This is a genomic window from Enterobacter sp. CGMCC 5087 (genome assembly GCF_003144775.1).
GTDB lineage: Bacteria > Pseudomonadota > Gammaproteobacteria > Enterobacterales > Enterobacteriaceae > Enterobacter > Enterobacter cloacae_M.
In genome coordinates this window covers 1-26,146 of the sequence record NZ_QFXN01000022.1, presented here as the reverse complement: position 1 = coordinate 26,146, position 26,146 = coordinate 1, and the positions used below count along the sequence as shown (strand labels likewise).

Here is a 26,146-nt window from a genome sequence, read left to right as displayed (position 1 = left end):
GCTTTCGATAATGGCTCTGTAAGGGGGTATTGCGACTGTAAGTGTACCCGTTATAACTCCATGCATTTTCTGAGATGTCCATTAGTGGAGGTAGTAAACGGCGAGGCTCCAGAGGGAGCCTCCCCTGATACCATCAAGCCTGCACCGGCAACCTAAAACTCGAAATACTCCGCGAAAGCTGCTGCGCCTGCTCTTCCAGCGATGCCGCTGCCGCGGCGGACTGCTGCACCAGCGCGGCGTTCTGCTGGGTGACGCCGTCCATCTCGGTCACCGCCTGGCCGACCTGGCCGATCCCGCGGCTCTGCTCTTCGGAGGCGACGGAGATCTGCTCCATCAGCGTATTCACTTTATTCACTGACGAAATAATCGAGTCAATCACCTCGCCCGAGCGGCTCACCAGCTCCGCACCGTTTTTCACGCTGGAAACCGACTGCGCAATCAGGCTCTCGATGTCCTTCGCCGCCACCGCGCTTTTCTGCGCCAGGGTGCGTACCTCGCTGGCCACGACCGCAAAGCCGCGACCCTGCGTACCGGCGCGCGCCGCTTCAACCGCAGCGTTCAGCGCCAGAATGTTGGTCTGGAAGGCGATGCTGTTAATCACGCTGGTAATGTCTTCGATGCGCTTCGAGTTCGCCGCTATGGTATTCATCGTGTCGATGACTTCACGGGTCACCGCTTCACCGGTGTGGGCATTTTTCACCGCGTCCTGCACCAGCTTTCCGGCCTGATAAACGTTGTCGGTATTGTTCGCCACCGTCGCGCTCAGCTCTTCCATGCTGGCCGCCGTCTGGGTCAACGCGGAAGCCTGCTGTTCGGTACGTGACGCCAGGTCGATATTCCCGGAGGCAATCTCCTGCGCCGCGTGCGTTACGGTATGGCTCGCATCGCGCACCTGGGCGATGGTCGCCAGCAGCGCCTGACGCATCTGCTCCATTGAGCTCATAAGATGATCGATTTCGTTATGTGCGCTCCCCTTGACCGGTACCGGAACGTCCAGCTTGCCCGCCGCAATCTGGCTGCAGTGCTCGCGCCAGGTTTACCGGCGCAAAGACAAAGCGCTTCATCAGCAGGCTGACGGCGACAATCACCACCACAAACAGGCTGGCGATAGCGGCAATGATGGCCAGGCCAGAGACGAAATTGCTGCTCGCATCCTCGTTCAGGCTTTTGGCGTATTTCTGGTGGACGGAAAGGACCTGGTCGAGAACGATCTCGTACTGGCGGTCGAGGCGGGAGACTTCCGGGATCAGCGCGTTAAATTTGGCCACATCGTGCGCCTCGGCGGCATCGATCAGCGGCGCCAGCCCCTGGTTGCGGTAGTTTTGCCAGGCGTCCTGATAGGCAGTCACCAGCGGCGCTTCATCCGTCAGACGCGGCGAAGCCATAAAGGCCGCAAAGGCGTGGTCCGCTTTGGTCAGCGCCTCTTTCACGGCGGTTAGCTTTGCAGCCCCGTCTGCCGAGTTGCCCGCTTCCACCATCTTCACATACTCCATCACCCGCACGCGCAGCGTACGGCTGTGGTTGATGGGGTCAATAATGGACAGCACAACCTGGATCTCTTTGTTGACGTTATCCAGGGAATTATTACTTTTAATGATGAGGCCAACGCTGGTCACGGTGCTGACAACAAAGAAGAAAAGCAGCGAGAACAGAACGATCAGGGACGACTTTTTCAACGACATAAACCAATACCTCAAGGAGAATTATTCCTTATGGTTATCGGCTCTTCCAAAACTTAAATTAATTAAAGTTATTGAAGTATCGAACCGGGCTATTTCGCTGACTTATAGCGTCGCTGCAGGGTGGCATTGAGCTTGCGCTGCAACGGCTGCGGCGTCTCCCCTTCGATCAATTTGCTAATTAAATCAAAGCAGTGCCACGCAAGCTGGCGGTTATCCTGACGAATCGTATCCACCGGGATCGTCAGCGAATCGTAGAGATAGTGATCGTCAAAACTGGCTAACCTGATATCACTTTGCAACAGGTTGTGCTGGCCCATATAGCGCAGCACCCCTTCCAGCAGCCCGCAGGCGGCGGCGAACAGCGCTTTCGGCGGACGCCCCAGACGGGCGCAGAGTTCAGCAAACATCTCGTACCCGGAGCTCGGGTGATAGTTGCCGTGAATGATCCACTCGGGGCGCAGTTCCACGCCAGCCTCTCGTAGACCTTGCTTAAACCCTTCCAGACGATCGCGCGTCGGAGAAAGGCGCGGCTGGCCGCCGAGAAAATAGAATTCATCCGGATGCTGGCGCGCAATGTCGGCCACCAGTTCCGCCGTCGGGGTAATGGAGTCGGTGATCACCAGCGGCAGCGCGCTGTCGTTGATGTGGCGGTCAAACAGGACAACGGGCAGCTGCTCGCTCAGCTTGTGGTAGTCCGCATCGTTAAGCATGCTGGAGGCCACAATCAGTCCGTCAACCTGACGCGCCACCATGTTGTTCACCACCACCGTCTCCTGCCCCGGGTTTTCATCGCTGCAGGAGATCAGCAGCTGAACCCCCGCCTCGCGGCACAGCGTTTCCAGCTCGTGAGAAAACACGGCAAAACCGTAGTTGGTGATCTCCGGAACCACCAGACCAATGGTGTGGCTGCGGTTATCGCGCAGCGACCGGGCGTGAATGCTGGGCTGATAGTGGTGCTCTTTTGCAATCGCCAGCACGCGCTCGCGCGTCTCCTCCGCCACGCGAAGCTCTTTGCTACGCCCGTTCAGGACCAGGCTGGCGGTGGCTTTTGACACCCCCGCCAGCTCCGCGATGTCTTTAATGGTGACGCGTTTTGTTTTTCTCACAACGACTTAGATCCGGCTGCCAAAACCCTCATTCTATCATGCAGGCGCGCAGCGACCAGTAGCGTAATGTGATATCGGACGCACCTTCGAATCGCACCCGGGCCGGATGGTCAGGAAAATAGCGGCTGCTCATTACCCCTTCACCGTGATTGATGAAGATTTCAACGCTGGAGCGGTCGCAGAGAACGCATAAGTGAGTGACGTCGCCCTGCCAGTAGCGGGTCAACGTTTCACCGGTTTTCAGGCTCGCGCGTTCAAGACGTATACCCTGCTCATCGACCATGAGACGCAGCGCGCCGCCAAAATCGACATTCACCTGCGATGCGCTCAGCTCAAACTCCAGCCGCGTCGCGTCCAGGTCCGGTGCCTCGCTGGCGCGCCCCTGCCAGCGCTGTTCATCTTCACGCAGCGCCGCCAGCTCGCGAGCCGGGATCTGCCAGAGCCTGCCGTCGCGATAGCGTAATTCGCGCGGGCAGGTCATCTGGTGCATCCAGCCGTGTGTCCGGGTTGGCTGAAGCATCTCTTCCCCGTCCGGTACGCCCATCCAGCCGATCAGAATGCGTCGTCCGTCCTCCGCCAGGGTCGTTTGGGGTGCGTAAAACTCAAAGCCCGCGTCCAGCTCGTGCAGCTCGCCGTGATCGAACGCGGCGTTTTCATAGTCAAACGCCCCGCTCATCCAGGTCGCCGGATAGGTGTTGAGATAGCGATGCGGCTCGCGCGCCAGCCCCTGCGGACAGCTGATCAGGACGTGCGTTCCGTCGAGGGCGAACAGGTCCGGACACTCCCACATATACCCCGCGTCCGTCAGGCCGTTGACGCCGTGACCGGCGATTTCCCCGCAGGACGTCCAGGCGTGCAAATCGGCTGATGTAAACAGCAGCACCTTGCCGCGCTTTTGCAGATCCTGCGCGCCGAGCACCATGTACCACATCCCGTCGTGCTGCCACACCTTCGGGTCGCGCACGTGGCCGGTGTAGCCTTCCGGCAGCGCCAGCACCGGCCCCAGCTTCTTAAAGGTCCCGTCCGGCTGTTCCACGGCGAGGCACTGCCAGGCCGTGCGGCTGCCGTCATCAAACTTAACGTTGCCGGTGTAGCACAGGGTCAGAACGCCGTGATTGTCCACGGCGCTACCGGAGTAGCAGCCGTTGCGGTCATACTCTTCATCCGGCATCAGCGCCAGCGGCTCATGCTGCCAGTGCACCAGGTCCGCAGAGCTCCAGTGCCCCCAGCATTTAAACCGATGCTCGCAGTCCAGCGGGTTCCACTGATAGAACAGGTGGTAGCGCCCGGCAAACCAGATGAACCCGTTGGGATCGTTCATCAGCCCCGTCACCGGCGCGGGGTGCCACTGCGGATAGTGGCTATCCGCCAGAGCCCGCGGCTGGCCTTTCATAACGGCCTGCAGGATCGCAGGCCAGCGGGAAGGTAACGTCATTATTCAGAGTCCGTTTTATATTTCAGCAGCAGTGAGACGGTAAACGCCACGCCGAAGGCAATCACCATACCGATAATATAGTTGAGCAGCGAGCTGGCCTGCACGATGGCCATGCCCGGAATAGCGGTCAACCCAACGGCGGTCATGTAAACATGAACAGATACCACCCAGGCCCCGCCCACCGCGCCGCCGATCAGCGCGGCGATAAACGGTTTCACGAAGCGTAGGTTGATACCAAAAATAGCCGCTTCGGTGATGCCCAGCATCGCAGAAAACGCCGACGGTAAGGTAATGGCTTTAATTTTGGCATCTTTGGTTTTGAACCACACCGCCAGACAGGCGCCGCCCTGCGCCACGTTCGCCATGGCCCAGATCGGCAGCAGGAAGTTCACGCCAATCGACGGGTTGCCCAGCAGACCGGCTTCAATCGCGTGGAAGCTGTGGTGAATACCGGTGATCACAATCACCGAGTAAAGCCCACCGAACAGCAGCCCGGCCAGCCAGCCCGCGTGTTCAATTAACGTGCTCAGGATAAAGGAGATGCCGTCGCCCAGCGCGCGCCCCGCCGGGCCGATAATCAGCAAGGCGATAAAGCCGGAGATAACGACGGTGAGGAACGGCGTCAGGATCAGATCTAACGCGTCCGGGATCGCGCGGCGCAGATTTTTCTCCACGATGCTCATAAACCAGACGGCCAGCAGCACCGGGAACACCGTGCCCTGATAGCCAATCATCGCGATCTCAAGGCCGAAGAAGTTCATGGTGTGGAAGCCGGAGGCCACGCCCCAGGCGTTGGTCAGCGCCGGGTGCGTCAGAATGCCGCCCAGCGTCGCGCCAAGATACGGGTTACCGCCAAATTCCCGCGCGGCGGTAAAGCCGATCAGAATAGGCAGAATGATAAACGCCGCGGAGCTGCACATGTCCAGCATGATGTAGAGAGCGTTATCCGCATTGACCCAGCCGTAGGTTTTCACCATGCCGAGCAGGCCCATCAGCAGGCCGGAGGCCACAATCGCGGGAATGATCGGCACAAAGATGTTGGAGAGCAGACGGGCAATGCGCTGGAACGGGTTCAGCTTGCGTGCCGCCAGGTCCGCGGCCTCCGACTTGCTGGATTCGCTAATCCCCGCCGCCTGAATAAACGCGGCGTAGACCTTGTTGACCACGCCCGTGCCAAAAATCACCTGCATCTGTCCGGCGTTACGAAAACAGCCTTTTACGCCGTCGACCTTGCCGATCGCCTGCTGATCGGCAAGCGCGTCATCGACCAGCACCAGACGAAGACGCGTTGCGCAGTGCGCCGCGCTGGCGATATTTTCCTTGCCACCGAGCAGCGGAATAAGCTCGCGGGCGATTTGATTAAAATCCATAGATACCTCTGCCTGACTTCTTTTTATGATGTGCGAAACGCTCCCGCAAAGCGGGAGCGTGATGGGTTAAAACCAGGTTTCCATCTGGACCCCAAAGTTCCATTCCCCGCCGGCGTTGAAGCCGCTGCTGCCAAAGGCATCATCGCTGGCGTAATGATCCAGTTTGCTGCTCCAGTCCATCCAGGTGGCAAACAGACGCAGCTCCGGACGGCTGAAGAAATCGCCGATTTTGCTCGCTTTTAACGTCGGCGCAAAGGTCAGCTTGTAGAAACTGCCGTTGACGGCGTTGCGGTCCTTATAGCCTTCCGGATTTAAATCCATGTACTGATAGCTTCCCTCAAACGCCAGGGCGAAGTTCTGCGTCACCTCTTTAATCAGACGGGTGTTGAGCGTAACCCACTCATAGCTATCGCCCTTGACGTAGCGATCTTTACTGCTCTGCGCCAGGACGGCGGGCGCAACGCTCCAGCCGCCGCCGACAGGCGTGACACCGTAACTTGCGAAGCGCCAGGTATCCGCCTCAGACAGCAGCGCGCCGTCGGAACCGATGCTTTTCACTTCCGCACCCAGCCCGTGACCGTACAGCAGCGCCGTTTTGGCTGTCCCTTCCCGCAGGCCGTAGAAGCTCTCATTATGCAAGCCGACCAGGGCATGAACGCCGGTATTGGCGGCGTCGGTTTTGATGAGATCGCCGTTGGTGTCTTTACGGTCGTCGTTATCCTTCGCCCGCAGGCCGCTCACCATCAGCTGGAACGGTCCGGCGAAGTGATTCATGCTGAGGATATAGTTCTGAACGTTATTGTCGGTCTGCTCCACGCTGCCGAAGTTGCGGCCGTAGATGGAGAAGTTGCTGCGCAGCGAATCGTTCCATTTCACGTCGTAGACGCCGCCGCCGGTACCGGCGAGGAACACCACGTCGGAGTCCAGCCAGTGAATATCAAAGTTGTCGCGGTCGAAGCGTTTACCCGCCCAGAAGGTGCTGCCCTTCAGCGCGCCGGTAAAATCAGGCAGGTTGCCCAGCTCCGCGAAGGCCTGGCGAATATTGAGATCGCTGGTATCGGCTGACCAGTCGTTATAGGTTCTCTGACCGTCGGCCAGCATCGCTTTGAAGCGCGTGGTGGCCCCGTTATCCAGAGTTTGCTTGTGCTCCAGGTTAAGCTCGACGTAGGTGTCGGCTTCATTACCCAGACGCCCTACCGCGCCGCCGGTTTCTCCGGCCGGGGTCAGATAAGGACCGCTTTTGCTGCTGGAGGCCGCATCGTTCATCAGCAGGCCCGAACGGGCGTAGCCGTGGAACTCAAACCCGCTGCTTTGATCCGCCTTCTTCTCCAGCGCGGTGGTGCGCTGCGCCACCGCCTGGGTGGTCGTTTGCGTCTGCTGCTGCGCGGCAACCAGCTGCTGCGTTTTTTGTTCCGCATCCGTGGCGCGTTTCTCAGCCACCTGCGCACGCGTTTCCGCCGCCTGGAGGCGCAGCTCCATCGCGGCAAGACGCGCTTCGATACTTGTCATATCCGTTTGGGCAAAAACAGAGGTACTTCCGGCCAGCATGCCTATCATCACGGCAAGTCTGCGTTTTTTATACATTTTGTCGCATCCCTAAAAGAAGTCATTAAAAGTGCTAAATTGCTAAACCGGTTTAGGTTGCTGATACTAAACCTCTGAATTTTGGATCGGCAATCTTTTTTGCTAAACCGTTTTAGTAAGTGTGATCGAGGCGACAATTCAGGCCGCCGGATGGCGGCCAGTGGAGGAAGGAATTACAGATCGTGCTGCCAGGGCAATGCAGTCATCGCCCCTTTGGCCGTGGTGGCTAATGCGCCGCAGCGCTGGGCTAAGGCGATGACCGGCGTCAGGTCCTGCCCGGCAGCCAGCCCGTAGAGCAGCCCCGCCACGAAAGCATCGCCCGCGCCGGTGGTATCGACACACTCAACGGGCGTTGCCGGATAGTGCTCCACGGCGCCGTCATGCCAGGCGATCACCCCCTCTTTTCCCTGGGTGACCAGCACCAGACGCGCCGGGCAGCGCGCCATCAGCGCGTCCAGACCGACGTTAACCTCGACATCTCCGGTTAAAAACGCCAGTTCTTCAACGGAGAGTTTCACCACGTCGGCGCTCTGCAGGGCCAGCTCCAGGCAGCGGCGCAGCGCGTTCTCATCCGGCCAGAGATCCGGGCGAATATTGGGGTCGAAGCTGACATAGCCGCCCGCTTCGCGAATGGCGGCCATCGCCTCAAACGTCGCGGAGCGGCTCGGCTCTGCGCTTAACGCGATGGAACAGACGTGCAGCCACTCCCCGGCGCTGAACGTCGGCAGATCGGCGGATTCGAGAAACAGATCGGCGCTCGGGCGCACCATAAAGGTAAACGAGCGTTCGCCGTGGTCGTCGAGATCGACCACCACCGTTGAGGTGCGGTGCGCCGGGTCAAGGCGCATAGACTTCACGTCAACCTTTTCGTCAGCGAGACTTTTCGCCATAAAGCGCCCGAAGGGATCGTCGCCAACCCTGCCGATAAAGGCGCTCTGGCCGCCCAGCCGGGCAATACCGACCGCAACGTTTGCCGGTGCGCCGCCGGGACACTGCAGCAATCTGCCTTCTCCATCGGGCAGCAAATCCACTACCGCATCGCCAAGTACCCAGATTTTTTTCATGCTTTCCTCGCAGCTAAACAATATTAAACCGTTTTAGCTATTTAAGCACAGGCAAGGCGAAGGGGAAATAACGCGGGAGGAAAATTGGCTAACGCACCAGATGTGGCCAGTGAATATCACCGACGCCATTAAGCTGCGGGCGGGCAAACAAAAAGCCCTGGAAGCGGCGGATCCCGGCAGACTCGAGCCAGCACCACTCCTCTATCTTCTCGATCCCTTCCGCCACCAGGGTAATTTCGAGATCGGAGCAACAGCTGACGATGGAACGCACAATCGCCTGCTTCGGGCCGCTGAGGTGGATATCGCTGACTATCTCCCGGTCAATCTTAATTTTATCCGGCTGAAAGCGGGTCAGCAGCGAAAGACCGGCATAGCCGGAACCGAAATCATCGATCGCCAGGCCAATCCCCTCACCGCGAAGCTGCTTGATGGCGCTATTAAACTGGTTGAAGCCGGAGATCATCTCGTTTTCCGTCACTTCAATGACCACCTGCTCCGGCTGAAGGTCATGTTTTTTTATCTCGCTGACCAGGAATTCCACAGCGTTGGGGACATTCACCAGCGACATCGGCAGCAGATTTACCGCAATCTTATGGCTGCCAATGCCCAGCTTTTCCGCGAGAGCAAAGGCATACGCTTTCGTCTGGAGATCGACTTCGTAGATTTTGTCCGGGTCGAGGGCGCTGAAGAAATGCTCCGGGCTGCCGCCTTCGTTGCCGCGAATAAGGGCTTCAAGCGAACTGATCTTCCCTTCCGAGGGCTCAACGATGGGCTGAAGCGCAAACTGACAGGTTTGGTTGGCCATCAGCCCCAGGTGTTCGCCAAAGGGCAACGCTTCGGATGAAAGCGTCCATTTTTCAGGTACGTAGCGTGCACCCGACAGGGCCGGACGTTTGCCTGTGATAAACGTCTGGATAAATTTGAACACCCGGTCATCGGATGTGAGATAGCTTTCCAGCTTGCTGTAATTCAGAACCGACTGCAGCACCTCTTTCGGTGACTGCGTCTGCAGATCGAACAGCAGCATACCGACGTTTTCGAAGCGTCTGCGCGGGCCATAGTCCCGCATCAGCTCCACCACTCCACTGTGCCGCTTGTCGTCACGGATTTTATGGAACAGCTTAAGCACGCTCTCTTCCGACCCTTCGAGTATTTGCAGCACGTCACTGCCTTTTGCAAGCAGAACCCCGGTGATATTCAGACTGGCATTGCGGATCCGGGCGCGCTCCACCAGTTCCCGCAGCTCGGTGGAGGGGCGGGATAAATTCAACTGGCTTCGGTAAATCAGAGTCGTCAGCACAAAAATGGGTTCCGATGAGAAAGAGTGGTGCCTTGAAGCTACTATTTAACATACTTAATCAATGCAACCTAACATATTCACACCACAGGGGAACGTTACTTTTCCCCATCGCCAATCCGGCTGTCGATCCTCTCCTGCATATAGTCGTAGAACGGGTTCGAGGTGACCCGCATCAGCGCCTCTTTTCCGACGCTCAACACTGACGTTTCGCCCCATAGCGCAATTGTCCCCAGGCTGATGCCGTAGCGGTTTTTCACCCCAGGCTCACGGCCATAGAGATCGTCATCCGGGGGGAACGGCACCGCAATATGCGACAGGGAATAGACATCCTGCGGCCAGGCCTGCGCAAGCGGCACGACCGTCTCCCGGGTGCTGCCTGGCGGAGTGATCTTCGCCACCGTCGAGAAACTGTGCTCGCTGGCATTGGTAATAATCGTGACACCGTAACGCCTCTGCGCAACCGGCAGCAGCGCCGAAGTTGCCGTCCACGACGACGGTTTGAACAGCGGACGGAAGCTGGCTGCCTGATTGATGTCAAACACCACCAGCTCGCTGCCGTTTGCCGGAAGCTGGTCAAACAGGCCGGTCACCACCGCGCGGGTGCTGACCGTGGAATCCATGACCGACTGGAACGCCAGGATCGGCGGCAAATTCGCCAGCCTGTTCTCCCGCGCCTCGCGGCCGATTTGCTCCTGCAGAGCCTTCGTCAGAAGCCATGACTGGCGGGCGGCGTTCACCGGGAACGAGTTATATTTGTACGGGTTATATTCCGGAGAGATATTCAGCCATGCCGCTTTGGCAAACGCCGGCAGCAGCGCCGGTAACCCGGCGAAACCGGCAAACCGCGCAAAGGCCGTCACGCCAATCATAGGTGAGAGGAGTATCACCTGCTGCGGTTTACGCAGCGAAGGCGCGTCCAGCGCATCGAGGGCATACTTCATCGCCAGCGCCCCGCCGTTGGAGTAGCCCACCAGATGCAGAGGCGCAGCCTCGCCCGCCAGACGCGTGGCCTCCCGCACCGCAAGACGCGTCGCCGCGAGCCACATCTCCCAGTCAACGTCCGTCAGCGCGCCGGGCGCGGTGCCGTGCCCGGGCAGGCGCGGGACCACGGCCACAAAGCCGTGCTGTTGATAGTTCACCGCAAGGCGCCGGACGCTATAAGGCGAGTCCGTCAGACCGTGCAGCAGCACCACCGCGCCGCGCGGCTTTCCGGCAGGCATCAGCACAAAGGAGCGGTTGGCATCGGGCGTAAACTGTCCCGGCCATACCAGGCTCTGGCGGTAATAGCGGTTTAACGGCGTACGTTCCTCGCCCTCTGTTTTCGCCGTCACCGCATTATCAAGATCGGCGAAAATGGCGTTTTCCCGGGCGATATACCCGGCAAAATCGGCGTTATCCATCTCGCGCACGGACATCTCATCGGCCCGCCAGGTATGCCAGAGGTGCAGTTCCGGTCCCTGCTGCGAGAGATTGACCCGAACCGCCAGCAGGACGACCAGTACGATCCCGACGACAATCCCTATTTTCTTTGCAAGCGCCATCAGGCGCACGCTGACTCGCCAGGGCAGATTTGCCATGCCGGGATCCCTTTTATATTCACAGTACATCTATCTTATCAAAAATGTGAACGGACTGACGTATTCACCAAATTCATACCTGCCGCGTCAGACAGTGCACCAAAAGTGAACTACGCTGCACAAATGTTGATCATTGGTTAAACAAATATTGCATGAAGTTTACTATACAGCGCGTTTCACCCGTCCTGTGAACTTGGCACGCGTCATGCATTGTTAACCAGGTAACAAAAATTCGGCCTTTGACAGTCTGTTAACAGCGAGGCGGTATGACGACGAAACCTGAGATGTTGAGCCGTATCGAAGCGACGTTCAGCCAGCTCACGCCCAGCGAAAAGCGGGTCGGAAGCTGGCTGCTGGCGCACGCGGCGCAAATCCCGTTTGAAACGGCGGAGAGCATCGGTCAGGCGAGCGGGACCAGCGGAATTACCGTCGGACGCTTCCTGCGCAAGCTGGGGTATCGCAACCTGGAGGATGCCAAAAAGAGCCTGCGCGATCCGTATCAGCCCTGGGGCATGAACGAGCGGCTGGACTCCTGGCAGCAGCAGCGCCCTCTTTCCAGCCGCCTTCAGCACGCCCTGTCGCTGGAAGTGGATGCCATCACGCAGGTGTACCAGCTGGCGCAAACGGACGCCTTCCGTCAGGTGGTGCACAACCTCGCCCACGCCGATGCGGTGTTTGTGCTGGGGATCCAGTCCACGCGCGGGATTGCCAACGCCTTCTTTAGCCACCTTGAGTACCTCCGCCCGCGCGTGAGCTATTCGGAGGGCGCTTCCGGCAGCTGGGTGGAATCCCTCAACTCGGGGTTTTCGCACCCGTACGTCGTGCTGACCGATACGCGCACCTACTCCACGATGGCCCGCCAGTACTGCCGCGTCGCCAGCGAGAAAGGCATTCCGCTGGCCTTAATCACCGATATCTGGTGCCCGTGGGCGCGGGATTACCCGATGGATTTACTGCAGGTGAAAACCGATACCGGTCACTTCTGGGATTCGCTTGCCCCCGTGAGCTGTCTGTTCAACCTGCTGCTGTCGGGCGTGGTGGAAGCGCTGGGTGATGCGCTCCCGGCGCGTCTGGCGGTAAACCGGCAATTACAACAAGAGTTTGGTCAATTCGAACGCTAAAGGAGCGGAGCTATGCCCGAAGAGAGTGAACTGATTGATGTGGCGAAGACGTTTCCCACGCTGCATATCGATCTGAAGTACGCCGCCGCCGACAACATCACCGGCCGTCCGATCTATCAGGAGGCGCTGTGCCTGCTGCATACCGACGCGGCCACCGCGCTGGCAAAAGCCATCAGCATTGCCTCGCTGGCCGGGCTGAAGCTGGTGGTCTACGACGCCTATCGGCCGCAGCAGGCGCAGGCCCAGCTGTGGGATGCCTGCCCGAACCCGGAATACGTGGTCGACGTGGCGATTGGCTCCAATCACAGCCGAGGTACGGCCATCGACGTCACCCTGATGGATGAACATAACGCCGTGCTGGATATGGGTGCCGGTTTTGACGAAATGCACGACCGCTCGCATCCGTATCACCCCTCCGTGCCGCCGCACGCCCAGCGCAACCGTCTTCTGTTGAACGCCATCATGTTCGGCGGTGGTTTTGTCGGTATCAGCAGCGAATGGTGGCACTTCGAACTGCCGAACGCCGCCAGCTACCCGCTGCTTGACGACCGTTTTGCCTGTTTTCCCCTGACGCACACTTCTCTTTAAACCTGGAGCACTGCAATGAAAACATCGCTTGTCTCGACTCTGATCGCTGCCACGCTCGCCCTGAGCGCCCCTCTGGCGCTGGCTGCCGTCCCGAAAGACATGCTGGCGATCGGTAAAGCCGCCGACCCGCAAACGCTCGACCCTGCCATCACCATTGATAACAACGACTGGACCGTCACCTATCCGTCCTACCAGCGTCTGGTCAAGTACAAGCCGGGCTCTACCGAGGTGGAAGGCGATCTGTCGACGGGCTGGAAGGCGTCTGAGGACCAGAAAGAGTGGACCTTTACCCTGGCGGATAACGCGAAATTTTCCGACGGTACGCCGGTCACCGCCGAGGCGGTAAAACTCTCCTTTGAGCGCCTGCTGAAGCTCGGCCAGGGGCCGTCTGAAGCTTTCCCGAAAGACCTGAAAGTTGATGCCGTCGATGACCATACGGTGAAGTTCACCCTCAGCCAGCCCTTCGCGCCGTTCCTCTACACGCTGGCAAACGACGGGGCGTCCATCATTAACCCGGCGGTGCTGAAGGCCAATGCGGCGGACGATGCGCGCGGTTTTCTGGCGCAAAACACCGCCGGTTCCGGGCCGTTTATGCTGAAAAGCTGGCAGAAAGGCCAGCAGCTGATTCTGATCCCTAACCCTCACTGGCAGGGTGAAAAGCCGTACTTTAAGCGCGTATCGGTGAAAATTATCGGTGAGAGCGCCTCGCGCCGACTGCAGCTTTCCCGCGGCGATCTGGACATTGCCGACTCCCTGCCGGTCGATCAGCTCGCAGCGCTGAAGCAGGAAGGCAAAGTCGCCGTCGCGGAATACCCGTCCCTGCGCGTGACTTACCTCTATCTCAACAACGGTAAAGCGCCGCTCAATCAGGTGGATTTACGCCGGGCCATCTCCTGGGCGACGGATTACCAGGGGATGGTGAAAGGCATTCTGAGCGGCAACGGCAAGCAGATGCGCGGCCCGATCCCGGAAGGTATGTGGGGCTTTGACGCCACGGCAATGCAGTACAGCTTTGACGAGGCCAAAGCCAAAGCGGCGCTGGAGAAGGTCAAAGACAAACCCGCCAGCCTGACCTTCCTCTACTCGGACAACGATCCGAACTGGGAGCCTATCGCCCTCTCCACTCAGGCCAGCCTCGGCAAGATCGGCATTAACGTCAAGCTGGAAAAACTGGCCAACGCCACCATGCGCGACCGCGTCGGAAAAGGCGATTACGACATTGCCATCGGCAACTGGAGCCCGGACTTTGCCGACCCGTACATGTTCATGAACTACTGGTTCGAATCGGACAAAAAAGGGCTGCCGGGCAACCGCTCGTTCTATGAGAACAAAGAGGTCGATTCCCTGCTGCAGGCCGCGCTGAAAACCACCGACCAGGCGGAACGCACCAAAGATTACCAGCAGGCACAGAAGGTGGTTATCGACGAGGCGGCCTACGTTTATTTGTTCCAGAAAAACTACCAGCTGGCGATGAACAAAGAGGTCAAAGGCTTCACCTTTAATCCGATGCTCGAGCAGGTGTTCAACATCGCCACCATGAGCAAATAACGGTTCTCGCCGGGGGAAAGCGTATGACGTTCTGGAGCATAGTGCGCCAGCGCTGCTGGGGATTAATCCTGGTGGTGGCCGGTGTCTGTATTATCACCTTTATTATTTCACACCTGATCCCCGGCGATCCGGCCCGTCTGCTGGCTGGCGACCGCGCCAGCGACGAGATCGTGCAGAACATCCGCCAGCAGCTAGGGCTGGACCAGCCCCTGTATGTTCAGTTTGGCCGCTACGTGGACGCTCTGGCCCACGGTGATTTAGGCACGTCCATCCGTACCGGACGCCCGGTCGCGGAAGACCTGAAGGCCTTTTTCCCCGCCACGCTGGAGCTGGCCTTTTGTTCTCTGCTGCTGGCGCTGGTCATCGGCGTGCCGCTTGGGATTTTGTCGGCGGTGTACCGCAACCGCTGGCTGGATCACCTGGTGCGTTTAATGGCGATGACCGGGATCTCCACGCCGGCCTTCTGGCTTGGGCTGGGCGTCATCGTGCTGTTCTACGGGCACCTGCAAATCCTCCCGGGCGGCGGCAGGCTGGACGACTGGCTCGATCCGCCGACGCACGTCACCGGGTTTTATCTGCTGGACGCGCTGCTGGAGGGCAACGGTGAGGTCTTTTTCAACGCGCTTCAGCACCTGATTTTGCCCTCGCTGACGCTGGCGTTTGTTCACCTGGGGATCGTGGCGCGCCAGGTTCGTTCGGCGATGCTGGAGCAGCTCAGCGAGGACTACATCCGCACCGCGCGCGCCAGCGGACTTCCCGGCTGGTACATCGTCCTGCGCTACGCTCTGCCGAATGCGATGATCCCGTCCATTACCGTGCTCGGGCTGGCGCTGGGCGATCTGCTTTACGGCGCCGTGCTGACCGAAACCGTCTTTGCCTGGCCGGGCATGGGCGCCTGGGTGGTGACGTCCATTCAGGCGCTCGATTTCCCTGCCGTGATGGGCTTTGCCGTCGTCGTTTCGCTGGCCTACGTGCTGGTTAATCTGGTGGTCGATCTGCTTTACCTGTGGATTGACCCGCGAATCGGGCGCGGAGGTGCCGAATGATGTTAACGCAGGAAACGCCCGCCCCGGCTAAAACCGCCGGACAACGCATCAACTGGGCAAAGCTTTTCTGGATGCTGCGTCAAAGCCCGCTCACGATCGTTGGCGGCGTCATTATGATTGCAATGCTCTTCCTGATGGTGGCTTCGCCGTGGATTGTGCCGCATGACCCGAACGCGCTGGATCTGACTGCCCGCCTGCAGGCGCCGTCTGCACAACACTGGTTTGGTACCGATGAGGTGGGACGCGACCTGTTTAGCCGCGTGCTGACGGGCAGCCAGCAGTCGATTACCGCCGGGCTGGCGGTGGTGGCGATTGCGGGCGGCATCGGCTCGCTTCTGGGCTGTCTGTCCGGCGTACTGGGCGGGCGCGGCGACGCCGTCATCATGCGGGTGATGGACATTATGCTCTCGATACCTTCTCTGGTGCTGACCATGGCGCTGGCCGCCGCGCTCGGGCCGAGCCTGTTCAACGCCATGCTGGCGATTGCGATTGTCCGCATCCCGTTTTACGTCCGCCTGGCGCGCGGGCAAACCCTGGTGGTGCGCCAGTTTACCTACGTTCAGGCCGCCCGCACGTTTGGCGCGTCCCGCTGGCATTTGATCCGCTGGCATATCCTGCGCAACGCCCTTCCGCCGCTGATTGTGCAGGCTTCGCTGGACATTGGCAGCGCCATTCTGATGGCCGCCACGCTGGGGTTTATCGGCCTGGGCGCGCAGCAGCCGACCGCCGAATGGGGCGCGATGGTGGCCGTTGGCCGTAACTACGTCCTGGACCAGTGGTGGTACTGCGCCTTTCCCGGTGCGGCGATTTTGATTACCGCCGTAGGCTTTAACCTGTTTGGCGACGGTATCCGCGATCTGCTGGATCCGAAATCGGGAGGAAAACAGTGATGACCGAACCGGTATTACGTATTGAGGACCTGCACCTGAGCTTCCCGATTTTTCGCGGTGAGGTCCACGCGCTGAACCACGTCTCGCTGGAGATCGGCAGGGGCGAAATCGTCGGCGTGGTGGGCGAGTCGGGATCGGGTAAATCCGTGACCGCCATGCTCGCTATGCGGCTGCTGCCGGAAGGGAGCTACCGCATTCATCACGGTCAGGTGAAGTTACTCGGCGAAAACGTCCTGACGGCGTCCGAGAAGCAGCTTCGCCAGTGGCGCGGTGCAAGAGTGGCGATGATTTTTCAGGAGCCCATGACCGCCCTCAACCCGACGCGGCGGATTGGCAAACAGATGGTGGAGGTGATCCGCCAGCATCAGCCGCTTTCGCGGCGCGAGGCGCAGCAGAAGGCGATTACCCTGCTGGAAGAGATGCAAATCCCGGACGCGAAGCAGGTCATGGAGCGTTATCCGTTTGAACTCTCCGGCGGCATGCGCCAGCGGGTGATGATCGCCCTTGCCTTCTCCTGCGAGCCGGAGCTGATCATCGCCGACGAACCGACCACCGCGCTGGATGTCACCGTCCAGCTCCAGGTGCTGCGCCTCCTGAAGCACAAGGCGCGGGCCAGCGGGACCTCGGTGCTGTTTATCAGCCACGATATGGCCGTGGTGTCGCAGCTCTGCGACAGAATGTACGTGATGTATGCCGGGAGCGTGATCGAGAGCGGTGCCACGCAAACGCTGATCCACCGACCCGTGCATCCCTACTCCATCGGCCTGCTGCGTTGTGCGCCGGAAAACGGCCAGCCGCGCGACCTGCTTCCCGCCATCCCCGGCACGGTGCCCAACCTCAGCCAGCTTCCGCAGGGATGCGCCTTCCGCGATCGCTGCTTTGCCGCCGGGGCGAAATGCAGCGAAACGCCGCGCTTAGCGCCCAATGGCGCAGAAGGCCAACAGGCTGCCTGCTGGTATCCACAACGGGAGAAACACCATGTCTGATGTACTGCTGGAACTGGATAGCGTGCACGTGAACTTTGCGGCGCGCAAAAACTGGCTGGGCCGGGTAACGGAACAGGTCCATGCCCTCAACGGGCTCGATCTTCAGATCCGTCGGGGGGAAACGCTTGGCATTGTCGGTGAATCCGGCTGCGGGAAAAGCACGCTGGCCCAGCTGCTGATGGGCATGCTTAAGCCCAGCACCGGCGCGTGTCAGCGGGCGCACCACGCAGGCGGCATGCAGATGGTTTTTCAGGATCCGCTCTCGTCGCTCGACCCGCGATTGCCGGTCTGGCGCATCATCACCGAGCCGGTGTGGGTGCAAAAACGCAGCAGCGAGCGCGAGCGCCGTCAGCTGGCGGAGGATCTTGCGCTGCAGGTGGGCATTCGCCCGGAATATCTCGACAGGCTTCCGCACGCCTTCTCCGGTGGGCAGCGTCAGCGCATCGCCATCGCCCGGGCGCTCTCCTCCAACCCCGATATTATCGTGCTTGATGAACCCACCAGCGCGCTGGATATCTCCGTGCAGGCGCAAATCCTCAACCTGCTGGTGGCCCTGCAACAGCAGCGTAATCTGACCTACGTGTTAATTTCGCATAACGTCTCGGTGGTCAGACACATGAGCGACCGGGTGGCGGTGATGTACCTTGGGCAGATTGTGGAGCTGGGCAGCGCCGCACAGGTGCTTGGCGAGCCGCGCCATCCCTATACCCGTCTGCTGCTCGACTCGGTTCCCCGCACCGGTGAACCGCTGGATGAAACGCTGGCCTTACGCAAAACGGAGCTTCCCGGCAACCGTCATCTGCCCGAAGGCTGTTTTTTCCGCGACCGTTGTCCGATGGCAGCGCAGGGGTGCGAACGTCCCCAGCCGCTACAGCCCTCACGCGAGGGCCGTAATGTGCGCTGCTGGCGCAGTCTGGATTAGATTTGCGCCATTCCGCCGTCCACAAACAGCTCGATGGCGTTAATAAAGCTGGCCGCGTCGGAGGCCAGAAACGCCACCGCTTTACCCACCTCTCCCGGCGCGCCTAAACGCCCCAGCGGTACCTGGGCGGCCAGCGCGTCGTACAGCCCCTGACGGTGTTCTTCCGGTACCAGATCGCCGAGACCAGGCGTTTTGATCGGGCCCGGGCTCACCACGTTGACGCGGATCCCGCGGCCCTGCAAATCCAGCGCCCACGAGCGGGCAAAGTTGCGCACGGCGGCCTTGCTGGCGCTGTAGACGCTGAAATTGGCCGTCCCTTTAATGGACACCGTCGAGCCGGTCAGAATAATCGACGATCCGGCGGAGAGCAGAGGCAGCGCCTTCTGCACCGTAAACAGCACTCCGCGAACGTTAGTGCCGAAAATCCGGTCAAACTGTTCTTCGGTGATCGCGCCCAGCGGCAGCATATCGCCGCCACCGGCATTGGCGAACAGGATATCAAGACGGCCTTCTTCTTTTGCTATACGGGCATAAACCTCATCCAGATCGGCAAGCTTTGAGACGTCAGCGCGAATGCCCACTGCGTCAGAAGCAATCTCTGCTACCGCGGCGTCCAGTTCGGCCTGACGACGACCGGTGATGTACACCTTCGCGCCCTGCGCCGCCAGCTCCTGCGCCGTGGCAAGACCAATACCGGTGCTGCCGCCGGTGACCAGTGCGATTTTTCCTGAGAGAGTCGTGTTCATGTCATTTACCTTTTGTTGGGTTTGCGGTGCGCGCTTTCGCTCGCGTTGAACAAACTTTAGCCCTTGCGGCATTAGTGAAAAACAGGCAAAAATGAAAATGACTATTCACATACAGAAATAATCAGAGGTCATCATGGACCAGCTCATGGCGATGCGCGCCTTTACGCGGGTCGTGGAGTCCGGCAGCTTTACCCGCGCGGCGGACTCGCTGAATATGCCGATCGCCACGCTGAGCAAGCTGGTCAAATCGCTTGAGTCGCACCTGGAGATACGCCTTCTGCACCGCACCACTCGCCGGGTGGTCGCGACGCCTGAAGGGATGGAATACTATGAAAAAGCGCTCAGGGTGCTGATTGATATCGAAGATATCGACACCTCGTTTCGCGTTTCCCGCGCGACGCCAAAAGGGCATTTGCGGGTTGACGTCGGCGGCTCCACCGCCCGGGACGTGCTCATCCCCCTGCTTCCGGACTTTATGCGGCGCTACCCGGAGATCCGCATCGACCTTGGCGTGGCCGACCGGCCGGTCGATCTCATCAGCGGCAACGTAGACTGCGTGATCCGCGGCGGTCCGCTGGACGACTCGACCCTCATCGCCCGTCATCTCGGTAACGCCGAAATGGTCACCTGCGCGACGCCGGGTTACCTGAAAAATCACGGCGTTCCGGCCTATCCGCAGGAGCTGCGCAACGGCCACAAGCTGATTAGCTATCTCTCTCCCGTCACCGGACGGCCGTTTCCGTTTCGCTTCCGGCAGAACGGCGAGGCGCTGGAGATCAACATTCCGCACTATCTCGGCGTCAATGAAAGTAATGCCCATCTGGCGGCTGCCGCAGCGGGGCTGGGGATCGTTCAAACCTTTGAGTATTCGGCAAAGGCGTATTTGCAGGCGGGGGCGCTGACGGCGATCCTGGGCGACTGGCGCCCTGCCGCGTATCCGTTTCATGTGGTTTACCCGCAGAACCGGCATTTGACGCACAGACTGAAGGTATTTATCGCCTGGCTGGCGGAGGTGTTCCCCGCCGCGCTGAAGGGATAGCCGGGCGAAAACCCGGCGGGGTGTTAATTAAGCTTATAGTCCAGCGTAATCTCGGCCTTCAGGAGCTGTGATACCGGGCAGCCCGCTTTGGCTTTCTGAATAATGCCGTCGAACTGCTGTGGGGCGATGCCGGGAACGATCACCTTGCTTTTCAGGGCAACCTTAGTGATGGCAAAGCCGCCGTCGGTTTTATCCAGAGAGACGTCCGCCGTGGTATCAATGGAATCGGCGGTATAGCCCGCTTCCCCGAGCATCAGCGACAGCGCCATCGAGAAGCAGGCCGCATGTGCAGCGCCAATCAGCTCTTCGGGGTTGGTCCCCTTTTCACCCTCAAAGCGGGTATTGAAACCATAAGGCTGCTGATTGAGAACGCCGCTCTCGGTGGAAACCGTTCCTTTTCCGCGCTTAATGTCGCCAGACCAGTGTGCCGAACCGTGCTTATGAATAGTCATTCTTGCTCTCCTTTTGGCTTACAAAGGGTTAAGTATAGACTACGCATCTGCCCCACCCTGGAACACAGACAATTCCGGGACTTTCACCTGCTGTACCGACAAAAAGGATAATGATATGGCGCTAAAAATCAGGATGGCCGTTGCCGTCACCACGCTGGCTCTGTCGCTCTCTTCACTGGCGAAAACGCCGGAGAACTTTATTTATACCAGCTCGGGCGATCTCGACGCGGCGTTTCCGCTCGTTGCGCGAAGCGATATCGGCGGCGTGCAGATCGTTTACAACTGGCGCCTGCTGGAACCCGAGAAGGACAGCTATGACTTCTCGCGGATTGAACAGGATCTGGCGCGCGTTGAGGCCGCCGGAAAAAAGCTCTTTATTCAAATCCAGGATCGTTTCTTTGAGCCGGACGCCCGCTACGTTCCGGACTATCTGATGCACGACACGAAGTACGGTGGCGGGATTGCGCCGCAGTTCGATAACCCCGGCGAAGGCAAGCCGGTCGGGTCAGGATGGGTGGCGCGTCAGTGGGATCCTGCCGTGCGCCAGCGCTACCAGGCGTTGCTGGCCGCCCTCGCGAAACGCTTTGATGGCAAGGTGTATGGGGTAAACCTGCCCGAAACCGCCATTGATATCGACGAAAAAAATCCGCCCGCCGGATTTACCTGCGACAGCTATTTCGCGGGTGAAATGGAAAACCTGGCCTTTGCACGAAAGGCTTTTCAGAAATCACATGTCGTACAGTACGTAAACTTCTGGCCGTGCGAATGGGATAATGACCACAACTATATGGGGCGTCTGTTTGCGTACGCCAGCGCTAACAATATCGGCCTGGGTGGGCCGGACATTGTTCCCAACCGCAAGGCACACATGAAGAATGCCTATCCCTTCTTCCATAAAAATAAACAGACGCTGCCGCTCATCGCCATGGCGGTTCAGGAGCCGACCCTGACCTATAAGGATCCTCAGACCGGCAAACCGTTCACCAAAGCGGAATTTGTCCGCTTCGGCGAAAGTTATCTCGGTGCCGATATTATTTTCTGGAGCACGACGTCTCCCTGGCTAAAGGCGAAGTAATCTCTTCTTATGCCAGGTAGCGCGACAGTTCGTCAAGGAACACGCGCAGCGCGGCAGGCTGGTATTCCCGTGACTGATAAATGCCATGGATGGCAAGCGCTTTCGGCTCAAGCGTCTCCAGCACCGGCACCAGTAATCCCTGTTCCAGCGCGGCACGCGCTTCGCGCTCCGGCAGCATGGCGATACCGCAGTGCTTGATCGCCGCGTCCATCAACAGCGAAGAGATGCTGGCGCTCAGGTTGCCGCTGACGGCCACGCTCAGGCTTTCCCCTTCCGGCGTCAGAAAGTGCCAGGACTGCCCGGCAAAAAAGCTGTAGTGCAGACAGTTGTGCTGCGCTAATTCTTCGGGGCTGACGGGGATACCGTGCTGTGCCAGATACGCCGGCGAGGCGCAGAGCACCGAGCGACATTCCCCCAGCCGGCGGGCAATCATGCCGGGTTCGGGGTTGTCGGTAATGCGCACGGCGACATCAATGCGCTCCCCCACCAGGCTGACCGGGTGGTTATTCACGTCCAGCTCGATGCGCAGCTGCGGGTAGCGCAAGAGCAGACCGGGCAGGACCGGCGCAATCAGGTGCATGGCGGTAAAATGGGCGCAGGCCACGCGCAGCGTGCCGGACGGCAGATCTTTCTCCGACTGGCCCTCGATTTCCTGCGAAATCTGCGAGAGCGTCCGGGTTTTTTGCAGTACCTTTTCCCCTGCCGCGGTCAGCGTCAGCTTGCGCGTGGAGCGGTTTACCAGCCGCGTTCCCGCCCATTTCTCCATTTGTTCAAGGTAGCGGCTCACCATCGGTCGGGAAATGCCCAACGCGCGGGCCGCCGCGCTCAAACTGCCCAGCTCGCATATCCGGTTGTAGACCTGAGCGGCGATAACGCGATCCATATAAGCTCCATTTGCTCGATTTATGAAACTAAGCATGTCTTGTTTCAGGAATTCTGGCAAATGCGAATATCCGTACAATAGACACATTCCTGAACAACAGAGACAACAGCATGAAATTCACTCACCTTGCCCTGCTATCCACCCTTTTCGCTCCGGCTGCTTTTGCCGCGCCGTTAACCATTGATACCTGGAACCCGCAGGAAAAAGGCATTTTCCCGGTCTCCTCCACGCTGGTTTCCGGCCCGAAAGAGGCGGTGCTGTTTGACGCGCAGTTCAGCGTGAAGGATGGCGAAGCGCTGGTAGAAAAAATCCGCCGCAGCGGTAAAACCCTGAATAAGATTGTGATCACCTCCGGCGATCCGGATTTCTATTTTGGCCTGCAGCCGCTGGTCAAAGCCTTCCCGAATGCCAAAGTGGTGGCCACGCAGCATGTGGTTGACCATATTAAAGCCACCAAAGATGCCAAGCTCGCCTTCTGGGGGCCGCAGATGAAGGACGGCGCGCCAACGGAGCTGGTTGTCCCGCAGGTGCTTGCCTCCACCACGTTCATGGTTGACGGGGAAAAGGTCGATATCGAGCAGCCAGACAGCTACGCGGCCTATGTATGGATCCCGTCAGCAAAAACGATCCTTGGCGGCACCGGGGTAGCCTGGGGTATTCACGTCTGGACGGCAGACACCCAGACGCCGGAAAGCCGCAAGCAGTGGCAGGAAACGCTGGAGAATATGACCGCGCACAAACCTGAGCGCGTCATCCCGGGGCACTATCTGGGCACCCCGCCAGCGGGCACTGGCGCAGTTGATTTTACCCGCGACTATCTGCAGCGCTTTGAAAAGGCTTTAGCCGCGCATAAAGATTCCGCAGGCGTTATCAATACCCTAAAAAAACAGTATCCAGGCCTGGCTGATGAAAGCTCGCTGGAATTAAGCGCCAAAGTGAACACTGGCGAAATGAAGTGGTAATTTAAAAACGGCTCCTGCTATATTTCCGCGATAGCAGGAGCCCCGACAAAATATCCCCGCCGTTACCCGTAGATATAGCCACATCTTTTAAAAGCGCATAAAAGCATGCACTTATGTCATTTTTATTTCTAAGATGAATCTGAACCACAACCGGGAAAATATTTGCCATTCTGTTTATGAATTAAATTTTTTGCGAGCCGTACCATTAAACAGACAACGACACGGAGGCAGCATGTTTACTTATTACCCGGCTAATACTGCAGCAGCACAACCTGAACTCGTTAACGCGATTGCGCAGGGTCTTCACGCCGAGCACGGTGCTGTGACTGAAGATGACATTTTGATGGAACTGACCAAATGGGTGGAATCCACGGATAATGACATCCTCAGTGACATCTACCAGCAGACCATTAACTACGTCGTCAGCGGGCAAAACGCACCCTTGTAAAAACCTGCTAAGCTGGATCTGCAACCTAAGGGGTTACATTTCGTTTGCGTAAGCAAACTGGTCCTTAAAACTATCAACAGGATTGAGGAGTTAACATGAAATCGAACCGTCAGGCACGCCATATTCTGGGACTGAACTACAAGCTTTCTAATCAGCGTAAAGTGGTGATTGAAGGCGACCATGAAACGCAGGTCACTCACGCCACCGGCAGAAAACGCCACGCCGGCAAGTAAGTTCCAGACTGAGATCCAGGACACCATCGGTAATCCCGATGGTGTTTTTGTTTATGTGTTGCGGTAATTAATATTTAGCTCCTTTATAATACCGCCTGACCGCACCCCATCGCACAGGCCAGAAAGATGACAAACAGCAGTGTCAGGGACGGATCTTCATAAAAAGAGTGAGTGACATGGACAACAAACTGAAAAAACATCGTTCCTTATACATCCCATACGCCGGACCGGTTTTACTCGAATTCCCCCTGCTCAATAAAGGCAGCGCCTTCAGCATGGAAGAGCGCAGCAGCTTTAACCTGCTGGGTTTACTGCCCGAAGTGGTTGAAACCATTGAAGAACAGGCGGAGCGCGCGTGGATCCAGTATCAGGGTTTCAAAACCGAAATCGACAAGCACATCTACCTGCGCAACATTCAGGACACCAATGAAACCCTCTTCTATCGCCTGGTGCAGAATCATCTCGAAGAGATGATGCCGGTGATCTACACCCCGACGGTGGGTGCGGCCTGCGAGCGTTTCTCAGAGATCTACCGTCGTTCACGCGGGGTATTCATCTCCTATCAGAACCGTCACAACATGGACGATATTCTGCAGAACGTGCCAAACCACAATATCAAAGTGATTGTGGTGACCGACGGCGAACGTATTCTCGGCCTCGGCGACCAGGGCATTGGCGGGATGGGGATCCCAATCGGTAAACTCTCTCTCTACACCGCCTGCGGCGGCATCAGCCCGGCGTATACCCTGCCGGTGGTGCTGGACGTCGGGACCAATAACCAGCAGCTGCTCAACGATCCGCTCTATATGGGCTGGCGCCATCCGCGCATTACCGACGACGAGTACTATCAGTTTGTCGACGACTTCATCCAGGCCGTGAAGCACCGCTGGCCGGACGTTCTGCTGCAGTTTGAAGACTTCGCGCAGAAAAACGCGATGCCGCTGCTGAACCGCTATCGCGATGAGATCTGCTCTTTTAACGACGACATCCAGGGCACCGCAGCCGTGACCGTGGGTACGCTTATCGCCGCCAGCCGCGCAGCCGGCAGCCAGCTGAGCTACCAGAAAATCGTCTTCCTGGGCGCAGGCTCTGCGGGCTGTGGCATCGCCGAGCAGATCATCGCCCAGACGCAGCGCGAAGGCTTAAGCGAAGAGCTGGCCCGCTCCCGCGTCTTTATGGTTGACCGTTTCGGCCTGCTGACCGACGCTATGCCGAACCTGCTGCCGTTCCAGAACAAGCTGGTGCAGAAGCGCGAGAACCTGAAAAACTGGGATACCGACAACGAAGTCCTTTCCCTGCTGGACGTGGTGCGCAACGTGAAGCCGGATATTCTGATCGGCGTTTCCGGGCAAACCGGCCTCTTCACCGAAGAGATCATTCGCGAGATGCACAAGCACTGCGAACGCCCTATCGTGATGCCGCTTTCCAACCCGACCTCCCGCGTGGAAGCGACGCCGCAGGACATCATCGCCTGGACCGAAGGTAACGCCCTGGTCGCCACCGGCAGCCCGTTCGACCCGGTGGTGTGGAAGGATAAAATCTATCCGATCGCCCAGTGCAACAACTCTTACATCTTCCCGGGCATTGGGCTGGGCGTGATCGCTTCCGGCGCATCCCGCATTACCGATGAGATGCTGATGTCGGCGAGCGAAACCCTTGCGGGCTACTCGCCGCTGGTCAACAACGGTGAAGGGCTGGTGCTGCCGGAGCTGAAGGACATACATAAGGTGTCGCGCGCTATCGCGTTTGCGGTAGGTAAAATGGCGCAGCAGCAGGGCGTGGCGGTGAAAACCTCTGCCGACGCGCTGCAGCAGGCCATCGACGACAACTTCTGGAAGCCTGAATACCGCAGCTATCGCCGTACCTCGATTTAATCCGCTCCGACCGTTCCCTCTCCCTGTGGGAGAGGGAACCACAGTAATTTCTCTACCCGAAGCGATGGATCTTGCTTCCAGAAAATAGATGACTTACAGCGATACCCTGGTCCGGCTGTAAATCGCTGAGGCGTTTGCCTTCCGGCCGGGGCGAGGCGCAGGGATGCGCCGAGAGGGCGGGCTTTACATGGACGTTGCCTCCGCCCGTCCCCGAT

The 26,146-nt window shown here is 58.8% G+C and carries 23 protein-coding genes and 1 pseudogene; 13 read left to right on the top strand and 11 right to left on the bottom strand.

Annotation, left to right across the window (positions count from 1 at the left end):
• Positions 1-133: 133 nt before the first annotated feature.
• The 8 genes and pseudogenes from DEO48_RS01460 to DEO48_RS01425 form a co-directional block, all read right to left on the bottom strand.
• Positions 134-1,682, bottom strand: a pseudogene (locus DEO48_RS01460) (methyl-accepting chemotaxis protein).
• A gap of 89 nt (positions 1,683-1,771) precedes the next feature.
• On the bottom strand, positions 1,772-2,788 hold the full coding sequence (locus DEO48_RS01455; protein ID WP_109844126.1) for a LacI family DNA-binding transcriptional regulator: 1,017 nt from the start codon (positions 2,786-2,788) through the stop codon (positions 1,772-1,774).
• A gap of 28 nt (positions 2,789-2,816) precedes the next feature.
• Entirely contained in the window at positions 2,817-4,223 is a 1,407-nt protein-coding gene (locus tag DEO48_RS01450; RefSeq protein WP_109844125.1) for a sucrose-6-phosphate hydrolase, read from the bottom strand.
• Positions 4,223-5,593, bottom strand: a complete 1,371-nt coding sequence (locus DEO48_RS01445) for a sucrose-specific PTS transporter subunit IIBC (RefSeq protein ID WP_032656958.1) — start codon at positions 5,591-5,593, stop codon at positions 4,223-4,225. The genes DEO48_RS01450 and DEO48_RS01445 overlap by 1 nt, the downstream gene beginning before the upstream one ends.
• Positions 5,594-5,659: 66 nt before the next feature.
• Positions 5,660-7,177: a carbohydrate porin gene (locus tag DEO48_RS01440; RefSeq protein ID WP_109844124.1), complete on the bottom strand. Its 1,518-nt coding sequence runs from the start codon at positions 7,175-7,177 to the stop codon at positions 5,660-5,662.
• A gap of 173 nt (positions 7,178-7,350) precedes the next feature.
• Complete coding sequence (locus tag DEO48_RS01435) at positions 7,351-8,241, bottom strand: aminoimidazole riboside kinase (RefSeq protein WP_109844123.1); 891 nt, start codon at positions 8,239-8,241, stop codon at positions 7,351-7,353.
• Positions 8,242-8,329: 88 nt separating this feature from the next.
• Positions 8,330-9,541 carry a diguanylate phosphodiesterase gene (locus DEO48_RS01430; protein ID WP_109844122.1) on the bottom strand — a complete coding sequence of 404 codons (1,212 nt, stop codon included), beginning with the start codon at positions 9,539-9,541 and terminating at the stop codon, positions 8,330-8,332.
• Positions 9,542-9,636: 95 nt separating this feature from the next.
• A complete protein-coding gene (locus DEO48_RS01425; protein WP_109844121.1) occupies positions 9,637-11,118 on the bottom strand; it encodes a carboxylesterase in 1,482 nt (493 codons plus the stop codon).
• Between the two features lie 266 nt (positions 11,119-11,384).
• Between DEO48_RS01425 and DEO48_RS01420 the strand changes: the two genes are divergently transcribed.
• From DEO48_RS01420 to DEO48_RS01390, 7 genes are read left to right on the top strand one after another with little or no spacing between them, the layout of a single operon-like run.
• On the top strand, positions 11,385-12,239 hold the full coding sequence (locus DEO48_RS01420; protein WP_109844120.1) for a MurR/RpiR family transcriptional regulator: 855 nt from the start codon (positions 11,385-11,387) through the stop codon (positions 12,237-12,239).
• 12 nt (positions 12,240-12,251) lie between these two features.
• Positions 12,252-12,827 (top strand): D-alanyl-D-alanine dipeptidase, encoded by a 576-nt coding sequence (gene ddpX, locus DEO48_RS01415; RefSeq protein ID WP_109844119.1) that lies wholly within the window; start codon positions 12,252-12,254, stop codon positions 12,825-12,827.
• Positions 12,828-12,842: 15 nt separating this feature from the next.
• The gene (locus DEO48_RS01410) at positions 12,843-14,375 is read left to right on the top strand and encodes an ABC transporter substrate-binding protein (protein ID WP_109844118.1); all 1,533 of its coding nucleotides are present in this window, start codon (positions 12,843-12,845) and stop codon (positions 14,373-14,375) included.
• A 23-nt stretch (positions 14,376-14,398) separates the two neighbouring features.
• A complete protein-coding gene (locus tag DEO48_RS01405; RefSeq protein WP_033145620.1) occupies positions 14,399-15,421 on the top strand; it encodes an ABC transporter permease in 1,023 nt (340 codons plus the stop codon).
• Positions 15,418-16,311, top strand: coding sequence for a D,D-dipeptide ABC transporter permease (gene ddpC, locus DEO48_RS01400; RefSeq protein ID WP_109844117.1), 894 nt, complete (start codon positions 15,418-15,420; stop codon positions 16,309-16,311). Before DEO48_RS01405 ends, ddpC begins: the two co-directional genes overlap by 4 nt.
• On the top strand, positions 16,311-17,297 hold the full coding sequence (locus tag DEO48_RS01395) for an ABC transporter ATP-binding protein (RefSeq protein WP_109844116.1): 987 nt from the start codon (positions 16,311-16,313) through the stop codon (positions 17,295-17,297). Before ddpC ends, DEO48_RS01395 begins: the two co-directional genes overlap by 1 nt.
• On the top strand, positions 17,290-18,219 hold the full coding sequence (locus tag DEO48_RS01390; protein WP_109844115.1) for an ABC transporter ATP-binding protein: 930 nt from the start codon (positions 17,290-17,292) through the stop codon (positions 18,217-18,219). The genes DEO48_RS01395 and DEO48_RS01390 overlap by 8 nt, the downstream gene beginning before the upstream one ends.
• Here DEO48_RS01390 and DEO48_RS01385 read toward each other — a convergent pair.
• The gene (locus DEO48_RS01385; RefSeq protein WP_109844114.1) at positions 18,216-18,965 is read right to left on the bottom strand and encodes an SDR family NAD(P)-dependent oxidoreductase; all 750 of its coding nucleotides are present in this window, start codon (positions 18,963-18,965) and stop codon (positions 18,216-18,218) included. The two genes, DEO48_RS01390 and DEO48_RS01385, sit on opposite strands and share 4 nt — an antisense overlap.
• A 133-nt stretch (positions 18,966-19,098) precedes the next feature.
• Here DEO48_RS01385 and DEO48_RS01380 point away from each other — a divergent pair, with 133 nt between their 5' ends.
• Positions 19,099-20,004, top strand: coding sequence for a LysR family transcriptional regulator (locus tag DEO48_RS01380; protein ID WP_109844113.1), 906 nt, complete (start codon positions 19,099-19,101; stop codon positions 20,002-20,004).
• 23 nt (positions 20,005-20,027) lie between these two features.
• Here the strand turns inward: DEO48_RS01380 and DEO48_RS01375 are convergent, their stop codons facing one another.
• Positions 20,028-20,456, bottom strand: a complete 429-nt coding sequence (locus tag DEO48_RS01375) for an OsmC family protein (protein WP_109844112.1) — start codon at positions 20,454-20,456, stop codon at positions 20,028-20,030.
• Positions 20,457-20,571: 115 nt separating this feature from the next.
• On the opposite strand from DEO48_RS01375, the gene DEO48_RS01370 reads away from it, so the two are divergent.
• Positions 20,572-21,531, top strand: a complete 960-nt coding sequence (locus DEO48_RS01370) for a hypothetical protein (RefSeq protein ID WP_109844111.1) — start codon at positions 20,572-20,574, stop codon at positions 21,529-21,531.
• 7 nt (positions 21,532-21,538) lie between these two features.
• On the opposite strand, the gene DEO48_RS01365 is transcribed toward DEO48_RS01370, so the two are convergent.
• Complete coding sequence (locus tag DEO48_RS01365; RefSeq protein ID WP_109844110.1) at positions 21,539-22,414, bottom strand: LysR family transcriptional regulator; 876 nt, start codon at positions 22,412-22,414, stop codon at positions 21,539-21,541.
• A 110-nt stretch (positions 22,415-22,524) separates the two neighbouring features.
• Between DEO48_RS01365 and DEO48_RS01360 the strand changes: the two genes are divergently transcribed.
• From DEO48_RS01360 to DEO48_RS01345, 4 genes are all read left to right on the top strand, one after another.
• Positions 22,525-23,376 (top strand): Vmh family MBL fold metallo-hydrolase, encoded by an 852-nt coding sequence (locus DEO48_RS01360; RefSeq protein WP_109844109.1) that lies wholly within the window; start codon positions 22,525-22,527, stop codon positions 23,374-23,376.
• 232 nt (positions 23,377-23,608) lie between these two features.
• Positions 23,609-23,824, top strand: a complete 216-nt coding sequence (bdm, locus tag DEO48_RS01355; protein ID WP_013096534.1) for a biofilm-dependent modulation protein — start codon at positions 23,609-23,611, stop codon at positions 23,822-23,824.
• Between the two features lie 95 nt (positions 23,825-23,919).
• Complete coding sequence (gene sra / locus DEO48_RS01350) at positions 23,920-24,057, top strand: stationary-phase-induced ribosome-associated protein (RefSeq protein ID WP_008501714.1); 138 nt, start codon at positions 23,920-23,922, stop codon at positions 24,055-24,057.
• A 176-nt stretch (positions 24,058-24,233) separates the two neighbouring features.
• Positions 24,234-25,931, top strand: coding sequence for an NAD-dependent malic enzyme (locus tag DEO48_RS01345; protein WP_109844108.1), 1,698 nt, complete (start codon positions 24,234-24,236; stop codon positions 25,929-25,931).
• The last annotated feature ends 215 nt before the right edge of the window (positions 25,932-26,146 follow it).